This is a genomic window from Micrococcus sp. TCR-5 (genome assembly GCF_052220525.1).
Lineage (GTDB): Bacteria > Actinomycetota > Actinomycetes > Actinomycetales > Micrococcaceae > Micrococcus > Micrococcus luteus.
Window position 1 is genome coordinate 1 of record NZ_JBQPDO010000009.1, and the last position, 22,018, is coordinate 22,018.

Sequence of the window (22,018 nt, forward strand, 5' to 3'; positions counted from 1 at the left end):
GGCGGTCGCCCGGGCTCCGCGTCGACTCGCGTGCCGTGGCCAGGAGCTCGGCCAGTTCCGCGGTTCTCCGCGCTTGTTGGCAGTAGTTTCGCAGCAGCCCGACCACATTCACGAGGCCGGAGTCCTGCAGCGCAGGGCTCCGGCTTCGTCGTACCCGGGGCCGGGCCACCTTTGCCGCCACTCCCCGTCGGTCGGGCGGGGCGGTTCAGGACGCGAACAGCACGTGCGTGTCCGGCACGACGGCCCGGCCGCCAAGGGCCGTGAGCTCCAGCAGGCAGGCCGCGCCCACCACCTCCGCGCCCCGCGCCTCGATGAGCCGTCGGCCGGCGGCGAGGGTGCCGCCCGTGGCGAGGACGTCGTCGAGCAGGAGCACCCGTGACCCGGCCCGCAGGTCTTCCGACACCTCGATGCTCGCGTTCCCGTACTCCAGCGTGTAGTCCGCACGGGCCGCGGGAGCCGGGAGGCGCCCGGCCTTGCGCAGCGGCACGAGGCCGGTGCCGGTCAGGACGGCGGCCGCCCCGGCGAGCAGGAACCCGCGGGCCTCGAGGCCGGCCACGAGGTCGAACCGCCCCTCGAACGGCGCCACCAGGGCCTCAACACACGCCCTCAGGGCGCGGGCGTCGGCGAGCAGGGGCGTGATGTCCTGGAAGGCCACGCCCGGGCTGGGATGGTCGGGGACCACACGGATGAGCGAGCGGGCACGGGCGATCTCGGAGGTGACGGACACGGCCTCCACTCTAGGACGGACGCCGCCCGGGCCGCGGATGTGATCGGCGTCATCGGGCGGGGAGTTTGCTCTGGCTCCCTCAGGGGAGGACAGTAGATCGGTGGAAAATCCCCAGAATCCTCTCGCGGGCCGCGTGCCCGACGTCGAGCCGTCCGCCCGCGTGGCGGCGTCGACGGCCACCCGTCCCGACGACGCCACCCCCGACTGGCGCGGCCGCCCGTTCCTCGGCCAGCCCGGCCCGCTGGCGAACCTGTTCTCCGTGGAGCTGTGGGAGCGCTTCTCCTTCTACGGCATGCAGGCGATGCTCGTGTACTACATGTCCTGGACCGCCGCGGAGGGCGGCCTCGGGATCGACCCGGCCGTGGCCACGGGCATCGTCGGCGCCTACGGCGGCATGGTGTACGTGTTCTGCATCCTCGGCGGCTGGGTCGCCGACCGCCTGCTCGGTTCCGAGCGCACCATGTTCGTCAGCGCCGTCGGGATCATGTTGGGCCACATCGCGCTGGCCCTCGTCCCGGGCGTCCCGGGCCTGACCCTGGGCCTCGTGCTCGTCGCCGTCGGTTCGGGCGGCCTCAAGGCCAACGCCACGAACCTCGTCGGCTCCCTGTACTCCCGCGAGGACCCCAAGCGCGATGCCGGCTTCTCCATCTTCTACATGGGCGTGAACATCGGCGCCCTCTTCGGCCCGCTGCTCACCGGCCTGGCGCGCGACACGATGGGCTTCCACGTGGGCTTCGGCCTCGCCGCCGCCGGCATGGCCATCGGCCTGGCGCAGTACGCCCTGACCCGCAAGAACCTGCCGAGCACCGTGCACCGGGTCCCGGATCCGCTGCCGCGGTCGCAGTACGGCCGCTGGGGCCTGATCGGCCTGGGGATGGTCGCCGTCGTCGTGGTCCTGTTCCTCACGGACGTCATCACCCTGGACAACCTCTCCGACGCCGTCGTCGTGCTCGCCGCCGTCGCGGCCATCGCGATCTTCGCCGTCCTGCTGACCTCGACGAAGGTCTCGGAGGAGGAGCGCTCGCGCGTGAAGGCGTTCATCCCGCTGTTCATCGGCACGTCCGTGTTCTTCGCCCTCTTCCAGCAGCAGTTCACCGTGATCGCGCTGTACTCCGAGCACCGCCTCGACCGGAACCTGTTCGGCTGGCTCATGCCCATGGAGTGGGTCAACTCCATCAACCCGATCTTCATCATCGTGTTCGCCCCGGTGTTCGCCGCGCTGTGGACCAAGCTGGGCAACCGCCAGCCCGCCACCCCGGTGAAGTTCGGCATCGGCATCGTCCTGATCGGCATCGCCTTCCTGCTGTTCATCCCGGTGGCCGACGTCGTCGCCGTGCCGCTGCTGTGGCTGACGCTGATCCTCTTCGTCTGCACCATGGGCGAGCTGCTCGTCTCCCCGGTGGGCCTCTCCCTGGCCACCAAGGTCGCCCCGCGCAGCTACCCGGTGATGATGGTCTCGCTGTACAACCTGTCCGTCGCCCTGGGCACGGCCCTGGCAGGCTCCCTGGCCGGCTCCTACTCGGAACAGAACGAGGTGGGCTACTTCGGCACGATCGGTGCGGTCACCCTCGGCGTGGGCCTGCTCGTGCTGGCCATCGCCAAGCCGGTGCGTCGCGGCATGCGCGGCGTGCTCTGAGCGCGCCAGTGGCGCGAATCACGCGCCGCTCGGTAGTCTGCGAGACGACGTCATCCCTCCCGACCACACAAAGGACGCGCACTCCATGAGCTCCATCCCCGAAGGCCTCAAGTACTCCGCCGAGCACGAGTGGATCGCCAAGGCCGGTGCCGCCGGCACGGTCCGCGTGGGCATCACCGACTTCGCCCAGGATGCGCTGGGTGACGTCGTGTACGTGGACCTGCCGGAGGTCGGCACCGAGGTCACCGCGGGCACCGCGGTGGGCGAGGTCGAGTCCACGAAGTCCGTCTCGGACATCTACGCCCCGGTCTCCGGCACCGTGGCCGCCGTCAACGACGAGCTCGACGGCGAGCCCGGCCTAGTCAACTCCGCCCCCTACGAGGGCGGCTGGCTGTTCGAGATCACCCTCGCGGACGAGGCCCAGCTCGAGGGCCTCATGGACGCCGAGGGCTACGCCTCGCACACCAGCTGAGCCCCGTCCGCCGTCGCCCCGCCGCCGGCCGGCGGGGCGACGGCGTCCCCTTCGTCTCTCCCTCCGGCGCCGCGGCGCCGGCCCCCCGCACAGGAGCACCCCATGAACCAGCCCGGACATGAACCGGACCTGTCCACCTCCGCCATCAACCTCACCGAGCTGGCGCCGCTGGTCTCGGCGGACCTCACCCGCGAGGAGTCGGACGCGATCCGCGCCCTCCCGGCCGGTTCCGCGCTGCTGCTGGCCCACGAGGGCCCGGACCAGTCCGCCCGCTTCCTCCTGGACAAGGACGTGGTCTCCGTGGGGCGCCACCCGGACGCGGACATCTTCCTCGACGACGTCACCGTCTCCCGTCGTCACGCGGAGTTCCGGGCCGAGGACGGCGGCCACCGGCTCGTGGACCTGAACTCCCTCAACGGCACCTTCGTGAACCACGACCGCGTGGACGAGACCCTGCTGCGCTCCGGGATGCACGTGCAGATCGGCAAGTACCGCCTCACGTACTACGCCGGGCCTGCGCGGGGCTGAGCCGTCATCCTCGTGACCGATCCGCGCCCGCGCCCCGACGCCGTCCCCACCGCCCGCCCTGCGGACCGGCTGGGCATCGGCGAGGTCGTGGCCGCCCTCGAAGCCGAATTCCCCGGCGTCACCGCGTCCAAGGTGCGCTTCCTGGAGGACCGCGGCCTCGTGCTGCCCGAGCGGACCCCCGCCGGCTACCGGCGCTTCCGGCCCGAGGACGTGGACCGGCTCCGGTTCGTCCTCGCGCTGCAGCGCGACCACTTCCTGCCGCTCAAGGTCATCGCCGACCACCTCGCCGCGCTGGACCGCGGTGAACGCCCCACGGGCCTGCCTGGAACCGCTGCGGTCCCGGCGTCCTCGGACACGGAGCGGCTCGGCCGCGAGGTCGCCGGGGGCCGCCGGTCGTGGACCCGCGCCGAGCTCGCCGCCGAATCCGGTGCGGGCGAGCAGCTGCTGGCCGAGCTGGACCAGTACTCGCTCCTGCCCGTCGACGCCGACGGCGGCTACCCGAGCCACGCGATTGACGTGGCCCGGGCCGCCGTCGTGCTCGCGGGCCACGGCCTGGAGCCCCGGCACCTGCGCCCGCTGCGGGCCGCCGCCGACCGCGAACTGGGCCTGGTGGAGCGCGCCGTCGCCCCGCTGCAGGCCCGCCGCGACGCCGGCACCCGCCCCCGCGTGGCCCGCTCGGCACGCGAGATCGCGCAGGCCAGCCTGCGGCTGCATGCGGCCCTCGTGGCCGTGGGGCTGGAGCAGTGGGATGACTGAGCCGCGCCCCGTGCCCGCCGACGACGCCGGCAACGTGCCGCTCTCCGTGCTCGGCGTGCGCGTCGAGCTGCCCGAACAGCACCACGTGATACTGCTGGTGGACCCGCCCGGCCGCACGATGGTCCCGCTGTGGGTGGGCGCGCCCGAGGCCGCCGCCGCCGCGCTCGCGCTTGAGGGCGTCCGCGCGCCCCGGCCCCTCACCCATGAGCTGCTCCTGGCCGCCGTCGACGCCCTGGGCGCCGAGGTCGTGCGGGTGCGGCTCACCGAGGTCCGGGGCGAGGTCGTGCACGCCGAGCTCGTGCTCTCCACGGGCGCCCGGGTCGACGCGCGCGCGTCGGACGCCGTCGTGGTCGCCCTGCGCGCCGACGCCCCCGTGCTCGGCAGCCCTGCCGTGCTCGCGGACGCCGGCATGCCGGCGCGGACGGGGGAGGAGGACGCCGGCCAGGAGCGCGCCGTCGAGGACTTCCGCGACTTCCTGGACACGGTGCGCCCCGAGGACTTCGCCTGAGCGGAGCCGGCGCGACACGGCGCGGTCTCGCCGCCGGCTTCGTTGACCGTCCCCGGACCCGCGCGTACCTTCGAGGGGAAGAGGGCCCCGCCACCCGGAGCGCCTCCGTCGCCCTCCCCACGGTCACCGGGGAGCGCCGCCACGGTCACCGGCGGCACACGACGGTCGCGTCCCCCTCCCCGCACCGGGGGCCCCGCACCAGGAGGTTCCCCGTGACACCCACTGCAGGTCCTGGCCGGCCCCCCGCGCTCGGCGCCCAGGGCACGCTCTTCGACGAGGGCAGGACCCAGGGCGACGACGTCGGCTTCCGCGGTCCCACCGCGTGCAAGGCCGCCGGCATCACCTATCGCCAGCTCGACTACTGGGCCCGCACGGATCTCGTGGCCCCCACGGTCCGCAGCGCCTCCGGCTCCGGCTCCCAGCGGCTCTACTCGTTCCGCGACATCCTCGTCCTCAAGGTGGTCAAGCGCCTCCTGGACACCGGCGTCTCGCTCCAGCAGATCCGCACCGCCGTGGGCCACCTGCGCGAGCGGGGTGTCGAGGACCTGGCGCAGATCACCCTGATGAGCGACGGCGCCTCGGTGTACGAGTGCACCTCGGCGGACGAGGTCGTGGACCTCGTCCAGGGCGGCCAGGGCGTCTTCGGGATCGCCGTCGGCCGCGTGTGGCGCGAGGTCGAGGGCAGCCTCGCCGAGCTGCCCCGCGAGAGCGTGGTCGGCGCCCCCGAGCCGGGGGACGAGCTGGCCGGGCGGCGTCGGGCCCGCCGCTCCGCCTGACCCTCCACCCCGGGGCGCCCCGGAGGGCCGAGTCAGTCATCTTTCGTCTCGCAGCGGTGACTGTGCGCGACATGAGGCGGAACTCCGGCGCGGTGTGACACACTCCCAACCATGACCGCACCTGTCGAGAACTTCACCCCTCCAGAGGACGCGGCCGGGTCGACCGGAGCCGGCGCCGTCTTCTCCAAGGTCTTGGTGGCCAACCGCGGCGAGATCGCCGTCCGCGCCTTCCGCGCCTGCTACGAGCTGGGCGCCCGCACCGTCGCCGTCTTCCCCTACGAGGACCGCAATTCGATCCACCGCCAGAAGGCGGACGAGGCCTACCGCATCGGCGAGGAGGGCCACCCCGTGCGCGCCTACCTCGACGTGGACGAGATCATCCGCGTGGCGAAGGACGCCGGGGCCGACGCGATCTACCCGGGCTACGGCTTCCTGTCGGAGAACGCCGGCCTGGCCCGTGCCGCGGCTGAGAACGGGATCACCTTCGTCGGCCCGCCCGCCGACGTCCTCGAGCTGACCGGCAACAAGGTCGAGGCCCTGCGCGCGGCCAAGCGTGCGGGCATCCCCACCCTGGCCTCCTCGGACCCGAGCGCCGACGTCGAGTGGCTCCTGGAGCAGGCCGAGGAGATCGGCTTCCCCATCTTCGTCAAGGCCGTCGCCGGCGGCGGCGGCCGCGGCATGCGCCGCGTCGAGCGCCGCGAGGACCTGCGCGGCTCCCTCGAGGCCGCGATGCGCGAGGCGGACACCGCCTTCGGCGACCCCACCGTGTTCCTCGAGCAGGCCGTCCTGCGGCCGCGGCACATCGAGGTGCAGATCCTCGCCGACGGCGAGGGCAACGTCGTGCACCTCTTCGAGCGGGACTGCTCGCTCCAGCGCCGCCACCAGAAGGTCATCGAGATGGCCCCGGCCCCGAACCTGGACGAGGAGATCCGGCAGGCCCTGCACCGGGACGCCGTCGCCTTCGCCAAGGAGATGGGGTACGTCAACGCGGGCACCGTCGAGTTCCTCGTGGACACGGCGGGCGAGCGTGCGGGCCAGCACGTGTTCATCGAGATGAACCCCCGCATCCAGGTGGAGCACACCGTGACTGAGGAGGTCACGGACGTGGACCTGGTGAGCGCGCAGCTGCGCATCGCCGCCGGCGCCACCCTGCCCGAGCTGGGCATCACCCAGGACGCCCTCCAGGTCCGCGGCTTCGCCATCCAGTGCCGCATCACCACCGAGGACCCGGCCAACGGCTTCCGCCCGGACACCGGCACCATCACCGCCTACCGCTCGGCCGGCGGCTCCGGTGTGCGCCTCGACGGCGGCACCATCTACGCCGGTGCGGAGATCAGCCCCCACTTCGACTCCATGCTGGTCAAGCTCACCTGCCGCGGACGCGACTACGCCACGGCGGTGCGCCGCGTGCGCCGCGCCCTGGCGGAGTTCCGCGTGCGCGGCGTGGCCACCAACATCCCGTTCCTGATGAACGTGATGGACGACCCGCAGTTCCTCAGCGGCGACGTCGCCACGGACTTCATCGACAAGCACCCCGAGCTGGCCACGGTGAACCGCTCCCAGGACCGCGGATCCAAGGCCCTGCAGTATCTCGTGGACGTCACCGTCAACCAGCCGCACGGCCCGCGCGTCGAGGGCATCGACCCTCGCGACCGCCTCCCCGAGCACCCGGGCGACAAGCACCAGGAGCCGGACCGCTCGCCCTTCGACGGCCCGAGCCGGAACGAGGACGCGGTGCCCCCGCGCGGCTGGCGTCAGGTGCTGCTGGAGCAGGGCCCCGAGGGCTTCGCCCGCACCCTGCGTGAGCAGACCGCGCTGGCCGTCACGGACACCACGTTCCGCGACGCCCACCAGTCCCTGCTGGCCACCCGCGTCCGCACGCGCGACCTGCTGGCCGCCGCCCCCGCCGTCGCGCACACCCTGCCGGGGCTGCTCTCGGTGGAGGCCTGGGGCGGGGCGACGTACGACGTCGCGCTGCGCTTCCTCCACGAGGACCCGTGGCAGCGCCTCGAGCTGCTGCGCGCGGAGCTGCCGAACATCCCGATCCAGATGCTGCTGCGCGGCCGCAACACGGTGGGATACACGCCGTACCCCACCGAGGTGACGGACGCGTTCGTGGCCGAGGCCGCGGCATCCGGCGTCGACGTGTTCCGCATCTTCGACGCCCTCAACGACGTCGAGCAGATCACCCCGGCCATCGAGGCGGTGCGTGCCACGGGCACCGCCGTGGCCGAGGCGGCCCTGTGCTACACGGGCAACATGACGGACCCGAAGGAGACGCTCTACACGCTCGACTACTACCTGGGCCTCGCCCGCCGGATGGTCGACGCCGGCGCCCACGTCCTGGCGATCAAGGACATGGCGGGCCTGCTGCGGCCCGCCGCGGCGCGCGAGCTGGTCACCGCCCTGCGCGCCGAGTTCGACCTGCCCGTGCACCTGCACACGCACGACACCGCCGGCGGTCAGCTGGCCACCCTGCTCGCAGCGGCGGAGGCCGGCGTGGACGCCGTCGACGCGGCCACCGCGTCCATGGCGGGCACCACCAGCCAGGTGCCGCTGTCCGCCCTGGTGGCGGCGCTCGAGCACACGGAGCGGGACACCGGTCTCGGCCTCGAGGCCGCCACCGCGATGGAGCCCTACTGGGAGTCCGTCCGCTCGGCGTACGCGCCCTTCGAGGCGGGGCTGCCCGCCCCGACCGGCCGCGTGTACCACCACGAGATCCCGGGCGGCCAGCTGTCCAACCTGCGCACGCAGGCGATCGCGCTCGGCCTGGGGGAGCGGTTCGAGGCCATCGAGTCGATGTACGCCGCGGCCGACGACCTGCTCGGCCACCTCGTCAAGGTCACCCCGTCCTCCAAGGTGGTGGGCGATCTGGCGCTGCAGCTGGTCGGCTCCGGCGTGGACCCGAAGGAGTTCGCGGAGCGTCCGCAGGAGTTCGACATCCCGGACTCCGTGATCGGCTTCCTGCGCGGCGAGCTCGGCGACCCGCCCGGCGGCTGGCCGGAGCCCTTCCGGACCAAGGCCCTCCAGGGTCGCCGCGAGGGCGCGGGCATGGTGGAGATCTCCGCGGAGGACTCGAGCGCCCTCGGCGAGGCCGGACAGACCCGCCGCGGGGTGCTGAACCGCCTGCTCTTCCCCGGCCCCACGAAGGAGTTCGAGGCGCACCGCGAGGAGTTCGGGGACACCGTCACCCTGCACACCCGCGACTTCCTCTACGGCCTCGTCCCCGGGCGCGAGCACGTCATCTCGCTCGGACGCGGTGTGCGGCTGCTCGCCACCCTCATGTCCGTCTCCGAGCCGGACGAGAAGGGCATGCGCACCGTGATGGTCACCCTGAACGGCCAGCTGCGCCAGATGACCGTCCGCGACCGCTCGATCGAGTCCACCGTGCGGACCGCGGAGAAGGCGGACCCCGGCACCCCCGGCCACGTCGCCGCCCCGTTCGCGGGCTCGGTCACCGTCCAGGTGGCCGAGGGCGACGCCGTCGAGGTCGGCCAGGCGGTGGCCACGATCGAGGCGATGAAGATGGAGGCCGCGATCACGGCCCAGGTCGCGGGCACCGTGCGCCGCGTGGTCACGGAGGGCATCACGCCCGTCAACGGCGGAGACCTGCTGCTCGTGATCGAGTGAGCCCCGCGTGAGCCCGCCGCCGGCGGGCCGCCCCACGGGCCCGGACGCCACCGCGTCCGGGCCCGTGCCTATCCTGGGAGGCATGGCCACCACTGCGGAACACCACGACCTGCTCATCATCGGATCCGGATCGGGGAACTCCCTGGTCAGCGAACACTGGAAGGGCCGGAGCGTCGTGATCGCCGACTCCGGCCCGTTCGGCGGCACCTGCCTGAACGTCGGCTGCATCCCCACCAAGATGTACGCCTACCCGGCCAGCCTGGCGGCGCTGCCGCCCGAGGCCCGGAGCCTCGGGGTGGGGCTGGAGTTCACGGGCGCCGACTTCCCGGCCATCCGGGACCGCATCTTCACGCGCATCGACGGCATCAGCCGGGACGGGCTGCGCCACCGCCGGGATGATCTGGACTACACGAGCGTGATCCAGGAGGAGGTGCGCTTCGTCGGTCCCCGCCGCGTGCGCACCGCCTCGGGTCGGGAGATCACGGCGGACCAGGTCGTGGTCGCCGCGGGGTCGCGGCCCACCCTCCCGGAGATCCCGGGCCTGGACCTGCCGTCGGTGCACACCTCGGACACCGTCATGCGACTGGATCGGCTGCCGCGGCGGCTGCTCGTGGTGGGCGGCGGGTTCATCGCCTGCGAGTTCGCGTCCGTCTTCGCCGGGCTGGGCACCGAGGTCGTCCAGGTCAACCGCGGCCACCGGCTGCTCAAGCAGCACGACATGTCCGTGTCCACGACGTTCACGAAGATCGCGGCCCGGCGGTGGGACCTGCGCACGGGGTGGACCCCGGCCGGGATCGAACCGGTCGAGGACGCCGAGCGGGCCGCGGACGGCTGGGTCCGGGTGCGCCTGGATCGCGCGGAGGGCCAGGAGCAGACCGGCATCGTGGAGGAGGCCATCGAGGCGGACGCGGTGCTGATCGCGGTCGGCCGGACGCCGAACACGGACCGCCTCGACCCCGCCGCCGCGGGACTGGACGTCACCGACGACGGCATCCTGGCCAGCGACGAGCACCAGCGCGCACTCTCCGACGGCGCGCCGGTGGAGGGGGTCTACGTGCTCGGGGACGTCGCCAACACGTGGCAGCTCAAGCACGTGGCCAACCACGAGGCCCGCGTCGTCGCGCACAACCTGGAGCATCCGGACGACCTCCGCGCCAACACGCTCGGCCCCGTGCCGGCGGCCGTGTTCACCCACCCGCAGGCGGCCTCCGTCGGGCTCACGGTGGAGCAGGCGCTCGCCGACTACGGCGCGGACGCGATCACGGTGAAGACCCAGCCCTTCGGGGACGTCGCCTACGGCTGGGCCATGGAGGACACCGAGGGTGTGTGCACCGTCGTCGCGGAGAAGGCCACCGGACGGATCCTGGGCGGGCACATCCTGGGGCACGAGGCCGCGAACCTCATCCAGCCGCTCGTGACCGGCATGGCGTTCGGCATCGACGCCCACCGGCTCGCGCGGGGCCAGTACTGGCCCCACCCGGCCCTCACCGAGGTCGTCGAGAACGCGCTGCTGGGCCTGGACGTGCCGGACTCCGGTCTGCTCTGACCGGACCCGCGGGGACGACGAGGCCCGGCCGCGGGGGCCGGGCGCCGTCGTCGAGGGGCGTTCAGTTCTGCGGGGCGGGCTCCCCGTAGATGTCCGCGATCTGCGCGGCGAAGTCCTTCATGATCGCCGACCGGCGCATCTTCAGGGACGGGGTCACATGGCCCTCCTCCAGGGAGAAGTCGCGGTCGAGGATGCGGAACTCCCGGATCCCCTCGGCGCGCGAGACCAGGCTGTTGGCCTTGTCCACGGCCTCCTGGATGTGACGGCGCACCGCGTCCTCGCGTGCGGCCGCAGCGACGTCGAGGTCCTTCGGCAGCCCGTTCGCGGCGAGCCACGCGGGCAGGGTGTCGGTGTCGAGGGTGACGATCGCCGCGATGAAGGGCTTGCCGTCGCCGACCACCATCACCTGGGAGACGAGCGCGTCGCTGCGGATCGCGTCCTCGAGCATCGCCGGTGCCACGTTCTTGCCGCCGGCCGTCACCAGCAGCTCCTTCTTGCGGCCGGTGATCGTGAGGAAGCCGTCGTCGTCCAGGGCCCCGAGGTCGCCGGTGCGGAACCAGCCGTCTTCGAAGGCCTCCTCGTTCGCCTCCGGCCGGTTGTGGTAGCCGCGCATCAGCGACGTGCCGCGCGTGAGGATCTCGCCGTCCTCGGCGATCCGCACCTGGTTGCCGCCGAGGGGGTGTCCGACCGTGCCGATCTTCAGCCGGTCCGGCCGGCCCACGGTGATGGGGGCCGTCGTCTCGGTGAGGCCGTAGCCCTCGAGGATGGTCACGCCCACGCCGCGGAAGAAGTGCGCCAGGTCGGTGGAGAGGGGGCCGCCGCCGGAGACCGCGTACGCGAGCCGGCCGCCCATGGCCGTCCGGATCCGGCGGTAGACCAGCGCGGAGTAGAACGCGCGCTGCAGCCGCAGGGGCGCCGTCATCTGGCCCGAGTCCAGCGCCCGGGACCAGCGGATCGCCACGTCCGCGCCACGGCGGAAGATCTTCTCCTTGCCGCCGCTCTGCGCGTTGAGCAGCGCCGCGTTGTAGATCTTCTCGAACACGCGCGGCACGGCCAGCACGAAGCTCGGCTGGAAGGTCTGCAGCGAGACCGAGAGCCGCTTGATGTCCGAGACGTGCCCGCAGCGTGCGCCCGCGGCGACGGTGAGCACCGAGACGAAGCGCGCGAACACGTGCGCCAGGGGGATGAACAGCACGGTGGAGGTGTCCTCGCGGACGACGTCGCCGAGCGAGGAGGACAGGGTCTGGTTGACGAGCTCCGCGAAGTTCTCGTGCGTGAGCTCGCAGCCCTTGGGCCGGCCCGTGGTGCCGGAGGTGTAGATGATGGTCGCCAGGTCGGCCAGGCCGGCGGAGGACCGGCGCGTCTCGAGCTCCTCATCGGTGACGTCCGCGCCCAGGGCGACGAGCGCCTCGAGGCCGGAGCCGGGGGCGCCGTCGGCCGGGTCCATCGTCCACAGGCCGATCAGCTCCGGCAGGCCCTCGCGCTGCACCGCGTCCCGCACCGTCTTGGCGAGGTCCTCGTTCCCGGTCACGACGGCGCGCACGTCCGAGTCCTCGATGATCCAGGACACCTGGCTGACGGAGGAGGTCTCGTACACGGGCACGGTGACCGCGCCGGCATACCAGATGGCGAAGTCGACCAGGGTCCACTCCAGGCGGGTGGAGGCCAGGAGACCGACCGTCTCCCCGGGCTGGATCCCGGCGGCGATGAGCCCCTTGGCCAGGGCCCGCACGCGTTCGCGGGCGTCCCGGGCGGAGACGTCCGTCCACTGGTCCTGCGCGTCCGCCACCGCGAAGAGGCCGTGGTCGGGACGCTCCGTGGCCTGGCGTTCCAGGAAGTCCGTGATGTTCGCCTCCGGGGACAGGCGGGGGTGGTACGGCTCGCTGATCTCGTGCATGGGACTCCTCGGGCGTCGGGTCGGTCCCGCCGACCGATGGTCGGCGGAACGGAAGTATGTGTGAGTCGTGTCACGCACACTCTACAACCGGCAGCGGCAGGGTTCGGGCGCGACTCAGTGCGTCGTCATGGCGGCGACCGCGCTCCGGCCGTGGTCGATCAGCAGCGGCAGGTCGTAGTCGAGCGTGGCGACGTGGCGGCTGCGGGGCAGTCCCACCACCTCCACGGGGGCCTGGCGCAGGCCCCGCACCAGGGTCCGGTGGCTCGAGGCGGGCACGACGGCGTCGCGGGCGGACCGGTAGACCGTCACGGGAGCGGTGATCCGCGGCAGGGCGCGGCGGGCGGCCCGCTGGATGCGGCCGAGGGCGGCGACGCCGGCCACCGGCGTGCGGGGGTAGGCGCGCTCGCGCGCCGTCGGGTCCGCGATGTCGTCCGCGATCGGGGCGACCGTGGGGACGAACGGGGCCAGCAGCGGGGCGAAGGGGGCGAGCGGGCTGGCGAAGCGCAGCGCGGGGTTCACCACGAGCACCCCGGCCACGGGTCGGTGGGCGGCGGCGTCGAGCGCGAGGGCGCCGCCCATCGAGATGCCCGCCATGACCACGCGGCCGTGTCGGGCGAGCTCGAGGTCCACGACGGCCCGGACGGCGGCGCGGATCTCGTCCGCACCGGTGGCGGCGAGGTCCTCCCACCGGGTGCCGTGCCCCGGCAGCAGGGGCACGCTCACGGGGGAGCCGCCTGCCGCGAGCCCCTCGGCCCAGGCGCGGACGGAGGCCGGAGTCGAGGTGAACCCGTGCAGGAGCACGACGCAGTGGTCGCGCCGGGCGGGAGCGGCGGGCATGAGGCGCAGGGGGAGGTCTTCGGGGGCGACGGCGACGGGGCGGGGCATGGTGCCAGGGTAAGGCAGGCGGACCATACGATGGGCAGGCACCCGACCGCCCCGACCGGAAGGCCCTCGTGTCCACGTTCTACTGGTCCGCCAAGACGTTCGCCGTGGCTCCGGCCACCCGCCTGCTGTTCCGCCCCTGGGTGAAGGGCCTCGGGAACGTGCCGGCCGAGGGCCCGGCGATCCTGGCCAGCAACCACCTGTCCGTCTCGGACTCGGTGTTCATGCCGGCCATGCTCGACCGCCAGGTGCACTTCCTGGCCAAGCACGAGTACTTCACCGGCCCGGGCGTGAAGGGCTGGGTCACCCGCCGGTTCTTCGAGGCGGCGAACCAGCTGCCCATGGACCGCTCCGGCGGAGAGGCGTCCCTGCGCTCGCTGGACGCGGGCCTCGAGGCGCTGCGGGAGGGCCGGCTGCTCGGGATCTACCCGGAGGGCACCCGCAGCCCGGACGGGCGGCTGCACCGCGGCAAGATCGGCGTGGCCAAGCTCGCGCTGGCCTCGGGCGCGCCCGTGGTGCCCATCGCGATGATCGGCACGGACCGGGTGCAGCCGATCGGCCACGTGCTGCCGCGGATCCGGCGCCTGGGCATGATCTTCGGCGAGCCGCTGGACTTCTCCGACCGTGCCGAGGCCGCCGGCGACCCCCGGGTGCTGCGGGAGGTGACGGACGAGATCATGGAGGCCATCCGGCGCCTGTCGGGCCAGGAGTACGTGGACACCTACGCGGCGGACGTGAAGGCGGGCCGTACGGCCGCTCCGCCACGCGCCCGCGACTGAGCGGGGCCCGCGCGTCGTCATCCGGGGACGCTCAGACCGGGGCGCGGCACGCGGCCCCTAGCCTGGTGCACATGACTGAAGACCCCCGCGAGAAGATCCTGGCCTTCGGCACCGCCATCTCGGAGGGCGCCGCCGACATCCCCGGCCTGGACCACTGGCGCTCGCTGCCGATCGCGCAGGCGCCGTCCTGGGCGGACGAGGCCGATCACCGCGCCGCCGTCGCCGAGCTGAGCGCCCTGCCCCCGCTCGTCTTCGCGGGCGAGGTCGACCTGCTGCGCGCCCGTCTGGCCGACGTCGCCCAGGGCCGCGCGTTCCTCCTGCAGGGCGGCGACTGCGCCGAGACGTTCGCCGGGTCCACCGCCAACCGGATCAGCGCCCGGGTGAAGACCATCCTGCAGATGGCCGCGGTGCTGACCTACGGCGCCTCCATGCCGGTCGTGAAGATGGGCCGGATCGCCGGCCAGTTCGCCAAGCCGCGGTCCTCGGACACGGAGACCCGCGACGGCGTCACGCTGCCCAGCTTCCGCGGCGAGATCGTGAACGGCTACGAGTTCACCGAGCAGGCCCGCCGGCACGACGCCCGGCGGATGGTGCAGGCGTACCACACCTCCGCCTCCACCCTGAATCTGGTCCGCGCCTTCACCCAGGGCGGCTTCGCCGATCTGCGCAGCGTGCACCAGTGGAACCAGGGCTTCATGGCCAACCCGGCCTACGCCCAGTACGAGGAGATGGCCGCCGAGATCGACCGCGCGGTCCGCTTCATGAACGCCGCGGGCGTGGACTTCGAGGCCATGCGCCGCACCGAGTTCTACTCGGCCCACGAGGCGCTCCTGCTCGACTACGAGCGCGCCCTGACCCGCGTGGACTCGCGCAGCGGCGACCCCTACGCCACGAGCGCCCACTTCCTGTGGATCGGCGAGCGCACCCGCCAGGTGGACGGCGCCCACGTCGACTTCCTCTCCCGGGTCCGCAACCCGATCGGCGTGAAGCTCGGCCCGACCACCACGACCGCGGACGCCCTCGAGCTCGCGGAGCGGCTGGACCCGGAGCGCGAGCCGGGCCGCCTGACCTTCATCACCCGCATGGGCGCGGAGCGGATCCGGGACGTGCTGCCCGGCATCGTCGAGGGCGTCCGGGACGCGGGGCTGGAGCCGGTGTGGGTCACCGACCCCATGCACGGCAACACCGTGACCGCGGCCAACGGCTACAAGACCCGCCGGTTCGAGGACGTGATGGACGAGGTCAGCGGCTTCTTCGAGGTGCACCGCGAGCTCGGCACGCATCCGGGCGGCATGCACGTCGAGCTGACCGGCGACGACGTCGCCGAGTGCCTGGGCGGCTCCGACCCGATCAACGAGGCCGACTTCGACGCCCGCTACGAGACGCTCTGCGACCCGCGGCTGAACCACCAGCAGTCCCTGGAGATGGCGTTCAAGGTCACCGAGGCCCTCTCGCACCCCGAGCGTCGCGCGCCGCGGGCCTGACCTCGCGGCCGGGCACGCCCCGGCTCAGCCGACCCAGACGTGGACCGCGGTGCCCTCGGGCAGGGCGGTCCCGGCGGCGGGGGACTGGTGCAGGACCCGGGACTCGCCCCGGCCGGCGAGCGGCAGCGGCAGGCGATGCACGCGGGCGTCCCAGCCGTCGTCCGCCAGCGTCGTGCGCGCCGTCTCCGGATCCTGCCCGGTCACGTCCGGCACCGGGCGCACGGCGCGGCCCTCGGAGAGCACCACGCGGACCGCGGTGCCCGGCGTCGCCTGCTCGCCGGGGGCCGGGTGCTGCTCGATCACGGCCCCGGCCGGCACCGCGGGATCGGTGCGGCGCTCCGCGACCTCCACGGTGAATCGGGCGTCCCGGGCCACGCCGTGGGCCCGCCGGATCACGACGCCGGTCAGGTCCGGCACCGGCACCGGCGCGGGGCCGGCGGAGACGGTGAGCTCGACGGGGGTGCCGCGCCCTGCCGGCTCCCCGGCCGCGGGCGAGCTGGCGACGACCGTGCCCTCCGTGCGGAGTTCGTCGTGCCGGGCCGTGACCGCCGCGGTGAAGCCCGCGGCGGTCAGCCGTTCCTCCGCAGCCTCCCGGGCCAGCCCGTCGAGGTCGGGGACCACCGCCACACCTCCGACTCCGAGGCCGCCGGAGCCCAGCGTCCAGCCCAGCAGCAGGGCGACGCCGGTGAGCAGCAGGGTCACGGCCGCGCCGATCGCGGCGGTCCGGCCGGTGCCCTGGCCGAGGTCGAGGGCGGGGCGGCGGGCCGCCCGACGCAGCCGCCGCGGGGACTCGCGCCCCGGATGCCGGTCCGCCGGAGCGGGGTCGAGCCCGAGCGGGCCGATCGGCTCCGCCGGATGCGCGGCGGGCCGCCGGTCGGCCCCGCGCGTCGCCGCACGGGTGTCGATGACGTCGGTCATGTCCGCGTCGAGGTCGGACTCGGCCAGGGCGGGGAGCAGGCGCGTCGCGTGGTGGTCGCCGGCGTCGAGGGCCCGGGTCTCCAGGTTCCCGTCCGGGGCTGCGTCCTCGGGGCCATCGGCGGCGGGGGCGCCCACCGCCGGCTCCGCATCCGGGCCCTCGGCGGGGTGGCGGTCCGGTTCGTCGGGGTCCAGGCCCGCCGCCACGGCGTCGATGCGGTGCAGGAGCTCGCCGGCACCGGCGGGCCGGTCGGCCGGGTCCGGCTCGGTGCACCACAGCACGAGGTCGTCGAGATCCTCGGGGAGCCCGGGGTGCAGCGTGGACGGCACGGGGACCCGCTCGTGGACATGCCGGTAGGCGACCTGCAGCGCGGTCGCCGCGGTGTACGGCTGTCGGCCCGTGAGCAGCTCGAACAGGATGATGCCCACGGCGTACACGTCGGAGCGGGCGTCGGCGGGCGCCCCGGCGATGTGCTCGGGGGCGAGGTAGGCGGGCGTGCCCACGACGGCCTGCCCGGCCAGGGTGTGGGCCGTGGCGGCGCGGGACAGGCCGAAGTCCGCGACCGTCACCCGGCCGTCGTCGCGGACGAGCACGTTCTCGGGCTTCACGTCCCGGTGCACCAGCCCGGCGCGGTGCGCGGCGGCCAGGCCGTCGATGAGCGGCCGCAGGAACCGCAGCGCCTCCCGGGGCGAGAGCGGGGCCCGGTCCCGGATGACGGTGCGCAGCGTGCGGCCGGGCACGTGCTCCATCACGAGGTAGGCCAGCACGTCGCCGTCCTCGGCCTCGGTGTGGCCCTGGTCCAGGACCGCGACGACGTGCGGATGGGACAGCCGCGCCGCCGTCTTCGCCTCCTGCTCGAATCGGCCGACGAGGACGGGGTCCTCCGCCAGGTGCGGGTGCATGACCTTGAGCGCCACCTCGCGGTCGAGACGCTCGTCCACGGCCAGGTAGACGGTGGACATGCCGCCCCGGGCCAGCCGCTCGACGACCCGGTAGCGGCCGTCGACGATGCCCCCCACGAGGGGGTCTCGGCGTGCGCTGCTCATCGTCCCAGGGTAGGACAGGTGGCGGACCCCCTCGGGGCGGTCCGCCGCCGGCGGATCAGAACATCGCCATCGCGGCACGCACCTTGGCCACGTAGTCCCGTGCCTCCGGGTTCAGGCCGCTGTCCAGCACTCCGCCGAGGCCCTGGTAGTAGGCCCCGATGCCCTCATCGAGCGTGGGGGTGCGGTCCTGCACGTACTTGATGAACGCGACGCCGGCCACCGCGTTGTCGTAGGGGTCCAGCAGGTTCAGCTCGCGGCCCACCAGCTCCGAGGCGAACTCGCCCGTGATCGGGATGACCTGCATCGCCCCCACGGCGTTGCCGGGGGAGACCGAGGCCATGCGGAAGCGGGACTCGGTGTACGCATGGCCCAGGGCCAGGCGGGGGTCCACGCCCATCCGCTCGGCGGTCTCGCGGACGATCTGCTGCATCTGCTCGGGGGTGGGCTGCGGGACGGAGCGCAGCAGGCGCAGGTTCTCGTTCGCCGAGGCCGTGACGTGCGGCGCGTAGGTGCGCCCGAGGAAGGTGTCGCCGACCGCCTGGACGGCGGAGGCCGGCTCCACCTCGAGGGTGCCGTCGGAGATCACCAGCACGTCGCCGGGGTGCAGCGTCGAGGCCCGCGTCAGGCCGTTGAGCTCGCGCAGACGGGGGACGGAGACCTCAAACCGCTGGGAGATCCCCCAGAGGGAGTCGCCGGAGACCACGGTGTACCGGACCGTCCCGCCGGCCGCCGCCGGGGCCGTCGACGCCGGCGCGGAGGCCGGGGTCGTGGCCGGGGCGGTCGACGCGGGGGTCTTCGGTGCGGCGGCCGTGCGCTGCGTGGTCAGGACCATGCCCGGGTGGAGCATGCTCGACGCGCTCATGCCGTTGAGCCGCTGCAGCTGCGCGGCGGAGACGCCGGTGCGGCGGGCGATGATCCACCACCCGTCGTTCGGCTGCACCGTGTAGGTCCCGACGGCCGGGGCCGGGGCCGCCGCGCCGGTCAGGCGGAGCTCGTCACCCGGGTAGAGCACGGTCTCCAGGCCCAGGCCGTTGAACCGCAGCAGGTCGGCGACGGAGACGCCGCGGGCGGCCGAGATCCGGGTGAGGGTGTCGCCCGGGCGCACGGTGTGCACCGCAGCCTCCTGGGCGTGGGCCTGGGCGGGCAGACCGGTGAGCAGCAGCAGGGGCACCGCGCCGCCGGTCAGGACGGAGCGCAGGCGGCGGGAGCGGACGGGGTGTGGGACACGGCAGACCTCGGCATCGGATCGGACGGATGGAACACGACGGGGAAGTGACGGGCGGGACCCGTGGCCCCCCGCGGTCGACCGACGACGTCGGCGCCCGGCCGTGGAGCCTCGGCGATGTTATCGGAATGTGATCTTCGTGACCATACCGAGATCCATGCCGTCCGGGGCGCGGTGGGCCGGGCCCGTCGGCGGCCACGTAGGCTGGCGCCCGTGAGCACCACTTCCTCCGACACCCCGGTCCCCGCTGACGCGATCCCCGCCGAGCTCGACGCCCTCGTGGGCGAGTGGCTCTCCGTGCCCGACGTGGCGGAACACCTCGACCAGCGCGTGACCCGCGTCCACAACCTCGTGCATGATCGCCGCCTGCTGGCCGTGCGTCGTCCCGAGCCCGCGGTGCGGTCCGTGCCGGCCCTGTTCCTCACCGAGACCGGCGTGCTCGACTCCCTGCAGGGCACGCTCGTGCTGCTGGCCGACGCCGGCTTCTCCGACGAGGAGGCCCTCCGTTGGCTGTTCACCGAGGACGAGTCGTTGCCCGGCCGGCCCATCGACGCACTCCGGGACGGCCGGAAGACCGAGATCCGGCGCCGCGCCCAGGCCCTGGCCTGGTGAGCCGGCCCCGCGGGCGGTCATCCGCCCGCGGGGTCCGTGCCGCTCAGTGGCGGCGCGACGTGTAGGCGTCGATCAGCCGCGTGAGCTCGGCGCTCACGTCCTCGGGGACGCCGTGCGCGAGCAGGCCCGCCACGGCCCCGGCCGCCTCGTGCGAGAGCGCCGCGACCCGCTCTTCGACGGCCCGGCGTGCGCCGCACGCCTCGAGGACGGCCTGCCAGTGGGCCACCCGGTCCGCGCCGAGGTCCGGGTCGCCGAGGTCCGCGTCGAGCGCGGCGGCCTCGTCCGGGGCGAGCAGCTCGACGGCGCGGGCGATGAGCACCGTCTGCTTCCCCTCCCGCAGGTCGTCGCCCGCGGGCTTGCCCGTGGTCGCCGGATCGCCGAACACGCCGAGCAGGTCGTCGCGGTACTGGAAGGCCATGCCGAACGGCAGCGACACCCGGGCGAACGCGGTCACCAGCCCGTCGTCCGCCCCCGCCAGCAGCCCCCCGAGGGCGAGCGGGTGCACCGCCGAATAGCGCGCCGACTTGTGCTCCACGACCGCCTCGGCGGCCGCCTCGGCCTCGCGGGCACCGCGCGCCGCCGGGGCCATCTCGGCCACCACGTCGAGGTACTGACCCGCCATCACCCCGAAGCGCATCCGCTCGAGCTCGGCCCGCGCCCGGTCCTCCCGGGGGGTGCCGGCGAGGACACGCGCGAAGGCCGTCTCGCTCATCCCCAGGGCGACGTCGCCGGCGAGGATCGCGGCGGAGACGCCGAAGTGCTCCGCGGCGTGGCGCCAGCCCGCCTCCCGGTGGAGGGACTCGAAGCGGCGGTGCACGCTGGGCATCCCGCGGCGGGTGTCCGAGCGGTCCAGGATGTCGTCGTGGATCAGCGCCGCGGCCTGGAACAGCTCGAACGCCGCGCCCGCCTCGGCGATGCGGGGGTCCTCCGCCTCGCCACCGGCCGCCCGCCAGCCGAGCCAGGCCAGGACGGCGCGCAGGCGCTTGCCGCCCGCGGTCAGGTCCGCGATCGCGTCCACGAGGGGCGCCGTCAGCGGGTGGACGTCCCGGGCGAGGTCCCGGTGCTCCGCCAGCAGGCGGTCGAGGGCGTCGGCGACGGCGGCGCGGAAGCGGTCCTGGTCGGCGGGACGGGGGCGGGGGACGGCGACGTCGGCGGGCATGGCCCCACCCTAGCCGCGCCGCGCGACGGATCGCCGGTCCCGGATAGGCTCGGTCCATGTCCGAGACCGCGCCCGCTGCACCCCGCGAGGAGGCGACGATCCTGCACGTGGACATGGACGCGTTCTTCCTGTCCGTCGAGCTGCGCGAACGGCCCGACCTCGAGGGGCGTCCCGCCGCCGTCGCCGCCCCGAGCGGCCGGTCCGTGGTGCTCTCCGCCTCGTACGCGGCGCGGGCCTACGGGGTCCGCTCGGCGATGCCCCTGGCGCACGCCCGCGCCCTGTGCCCGCCCCTCGTGGTCATCCCGCCGCGCCAGCAGCTCTACCGGGCCGTCTCCGCCGAGGTGATGGCCGTGTTCGCGGACGTGACCCCCGTGATGGAGCAGCTCAGCGTGGACGAGGCGTTCCTCGACGTCGCCGGCGCCCGCCGCCGGCTCGGCCCGCCCGAGCACATCGGCCACCTGATCCGGGAGCGCGTCCGCTCCGAGCTGGGGCTGCCGTGCACCGTGGGCGGCTCGGCCGTGAAGTTCGTGGCCAAGACGGCGTCCACCGCGGCCAAGCCCGACGGCCTGCTGATCGTGCCGCCGCAGCGCACCCTGGACTTCCTCCATCCGCTGCCCGTGGGCCGGCTGTGGGGCGTGGGCCCCAAGGCGGCCGAGCGGCTCGCCCGGCGGGGGGTGGCGACCATCGGCGACCTCGCCCGGGTGGACCCCGCGCGGCTGGAGGCGTCGTTCGGGGCCGCCGGCCGGGAGTGGGCGTCGCTCGCCCGGGGCATCGACCCGCGCCCCGTCGCCCCGCGCCCGGCGGCCCGCAGCATCGGCGCGGACCACACCTTCGACGTCGACCCCGTCGACGTCGCGGGCGCCGACCCGGAGGTCCTGCGCCTGTGCCACCGGGTCGCGGCCCGGCTGCGCGCGGAGGGGGTCACCGCCGGCGCGGTCACAGTCCGCCTCAAGGCGCCGGACGGGTCGGTCCGCAGCCGCACCGCCCGCCTCGCCCGGCCGACCGCCACGGGCCACGACCTCCTCGGCCCGGCGCGGCGACTCGTCCACGAGCTGCACGCCGAACGGCCGCATCCGATCCGGCTCGTGGGCGTGCGCGCCGAGCGCCTCGGGGACGAGGCCGATCAGCCCCCGGCCCAGGAGGCGCTCTTCGGCGGTCCCGCCTGGGGGACGGAGGACGAGGCGTCGGAGGCGGGCGACTGGGCCGGTGCCGAGGCCGCCCTGGACGCCGTCGCCCGGCGCTTCCCGACGGCGGCCGTGCGGCCGGCGTCGCTGCTGGGACGACGCGAGGCCCGCGCCGACGCCCGCCGGGACGCGCCGCGGCCGGGCCCCGGAGGCCCGGACCGGGAGTGAGGGGTTCCGGGGCCGGCGACGTCGCCACCTGGCTAGGGTGGGGCGGCAGGTCCTATCCTGGAGGGCAAGTCGGACGCGCGGGCGTCC

18 protein-coding genes are annotated in these 22,018 nt (G+C 74.3%); 12 read left to right on the top strand and 6 right to left on the bottom strand.

Annotation, left to right across the window (positions count from 1 at the left end; all coding sequences use genetic code 11):
* Positions 1-205: 205 nt before the first annotated feature.
* A complete protein-coding gene (locus tag ACTSKS_RS06600) occupies positions 206-727 on the bottom strand; it encodes an adenine phosphoribosyltransferase (RefSeq protein ID WP_036316668.1) in 522 nt (173 codons plus the stop codon).
* 100 nt (positions 728-827) lie between these two features.
* On the opposite strand from ACTSKS_RS06600, the gene ACTSKS_RS06605 reads away from it, so the two are divergent.
* The 8 genes from ACTSKS_RS06605 to ACTSKS_RS06640 all read left to right on the top strand — a co-directional run bounded on the left by ACTSKS_RS06605 (position 828) and on the right by ACTSKS_RS06640 (position 10,579).
* On the top strand, positions 828-2,363 hold the full coding sequence (locus ACTSKS_RS06605) for a peptide MFS transporter (RefSeq protein WP_442927385.1): 1,536 nt from the start codon (positions 828-830) through the stop codon (positions 2,361-2,363).
* Positions 2,364-2,448: 85 nt separating this feature from the next.
* Positions 2,449-2,835, top strand: a complete 387-nt coding sequence (gene gcvH / locus ACTSKS_RS06610; protein ID WP_070708890.1) for a glycine cleavage system protein GcvH — start codon at positions 2,449-2,451, stop codon at positions 2,833-2,835.
* A 102-nt stretch (positions 2,836-2,937) separates the two neighbouring features.
* Positions 2,938-3,363 carry an FHA domain-containing protein gene (locus ACTSKS_RS06615; RefSeq protein ID WP_442927386.1) on the top strand — a complete coding sequence of 142 codons (426 nt, stop codon included), beginning with the start codon at positions 2,938-2,940 and terminating at the stop codon, positions 3,361-3,363.
* A 12-nt stretch (positions 3,364-3,375) separates the two neighbouring features.
* On the top strand, positions 3,376-4,119 hold the full coding sequence (gene ftsR, locus ACTSKS_RS06620) for a transcriptional regulator FtsR (RefSeq protein ID WP_442927387.1): 744 nt from the start codon (positions 3,376-3,378) through the stop codon (positions 4,117-4,119).
* Entirely contained in the window at positions 4,112-4,627 is a 516-nt protein-coding gene (locus ACTSKS_RS06625; protein WP_051995301.1) for a bifunctional nuclease family protein, read from the top strand. The genes ftsR and ACTSKS_RS06625 overlap by 8 nt, the downstream gene beginning before the upstream one ends.
* Before the next feature lie 212 nt (positions 4,628-4,839).
* Positions 4,840-5,403, top strand: coding sequence for a MerR family transcriptional regulator (locus tag ACTSKS_RS06630; RefSeq protein ID WP_012750924.1), 564 nt, complete (start codon positions 4,840-4,842; stop codon positions 5,401-5,403).
* A 111-nt stretch (positions 5,404-5,514) separates the two neighbouring features.
* Positions 5,515-9,033 carry a pyruvate carboxylase gene (locus ACTSKS_RS06635; protein ID WP_036316673.1) on the top strand — a complete coding sequence of 1,173 codons (3,519 nt, stop codon included), beginning with the start codon at positions 5,515-5,517 and terminating at the stop codon, positions 9,031-9,033.
* Between the two features lie 82 nt (positions 9,034-9,115).
* Positions 9,116-10,579: a mycothione reductase gene (locus ACTSKS_RS06640; protein WP_036316674.1), complete on the top strand. Its 1,464-nt coding sequence runs from the start codon at positions 9,116-9,118 to the stop codon at positions 10,577-10,579.
* Between the two features lie 61 nt (positions 10,580-10,640).
* Here the strand turns inward: ACTSKS_RS06640 and ACTSKS_RS06645 are convergent, their stop codons facing one another.
* Positions 10,641-12,476, bottom strand: coding sequence for an AMP-dependent synthetase/ligase (locus tag ACTSKS_RS06645; RefSeq protein ID WP_036316676.1), 1,836 nt, complete (start codon positions 12,474-12,476; stop codon positions 10,641-10,643).
* Positions 12,477-12,590: 114 nt separating this feature from the next.
* Positions 12,591-13,361 carry an alpha/beta hydrolase gene (locus tag ACTSKS_RS06650; RefSeq protein WP_036316677.1) on the bottom strand — a complete coding sequence of 257 codons (771 nt, stop codon included), beginning with the start codon at positions 13,359-13,361 and terminating at the stop codon, positions 12,591-12,593.
* A 68-nt stretch (positions 13,362-13,429) separates the two neighbouring features.
* On the opposite strand from ACTSKS_RS06650, the gene ACTSKS_RS06655 reads away from it, so the two are divergent.
* Positions 13,430-14,137 carry a lysophospholipid acyltransferase family protein gene (locus tag ACTSKS_RS06655; protein WP_036316678.1) on the top strand — a complete coding sequence of 236 codons (708 nt, stop codon included), beginning with the start codon at positions 13,430-13,432 and terminating at the stop codon, positions 14,135-14,137.
* A gap of 71 nt (positions 14,138-14,208) precedes the next feature.
* Positions 14,209-15,621, top strand: coding sequence for a class II 3-deoxy-7-phosphoheptulonate synthase (locus ACTSKS_RS06660; RefSeq protein WP_002854593.1), 1,413 nt, complete (start codon positions 14,209-14,211; stop codon positions 15,619-15,621).
* Between the two features lie 24 nt (positions 15,622-15,645).
* On the opposite strand, the gene pknB is transcribed toward ACTSKS_RS06660, so the two are convergent.
* Positions 15,646-17,583, bottom strand: coding sequence for a Stk1 family PASTA domain-containing Ser/Thr kinase (gene pknB, locus ACTSKS_RS06665; RefSeq protein ID WP_442927388.1), 1,938 nt, complete (start codon positions 17,581-17,583; stop codon positions 15,646-15,648).
* 55 nt (positions 17,584-17,638) lie between these two features.
* Entirely contained in the window at positions 17,639-18,754 is a 1,116-nt protein-coding gene (locus ACTSKS_RS06670; RefSeq protein ID WP_442927389.1) for a LysM peptidoglycan-binding domain-containing protein, read from the bottom strand.
* A 267-nt stretch (positions 18,755-19,021) separates the two neighbouring features.
* Here ACTSKS_RS06670 and ACTSKS_RS06675 point away from each other — a divergent pair, with 267 nt between their 5' ends.
* The gene (locus tag ACTSKS_RS06675; RefSeq protein WP_044659490.1) at positions 19,022-19,420 is read left to right on the top strand and encodes an Rv2175c family DNA-binding protein; all 399 of its coding nucleotides are present in this window, start codon (positions 19,022-19,024) and stop codon (positions 19,418-19,420) included.
* Between the two features lie 43 nt (positions 19,421-19,463).
* On the opposite strand, the gene ACTSKS_RS06680 is transcribed toward ACTSKS_RS06675, so the two are convergent.
* Positions 19,464-20,579, bottom strand: a complete 1,116-nt coding sequence (locus ACTSKS_RS06680) for a polyprenyl synthetase family protein (protein ID WP_036384567.1) — start codon at positions 20,577-20,579, stop codon at positions 19,464-19,466.
* 56 nt (positions 20,580-20,635) lie between these two features.
* Between ACTSKS_RS06680 and dinB the strand changes: the two genes are divergently transcribed.
* Positions 20,636-21,931 (top strand): DNA polymerase IV, encoded by a 1,296-nt coding sequence (gene dinB, locus ACTSKS_RS06685; RefSeq protein ID WP_036384565.1) that lies wholly within the window; start codon positions 20,636-20,638, stop codon positions 21,929-21,931.
* The last annotated feature ends 87 nt before the right edge of the window (positions 21,932-22,018 follow it).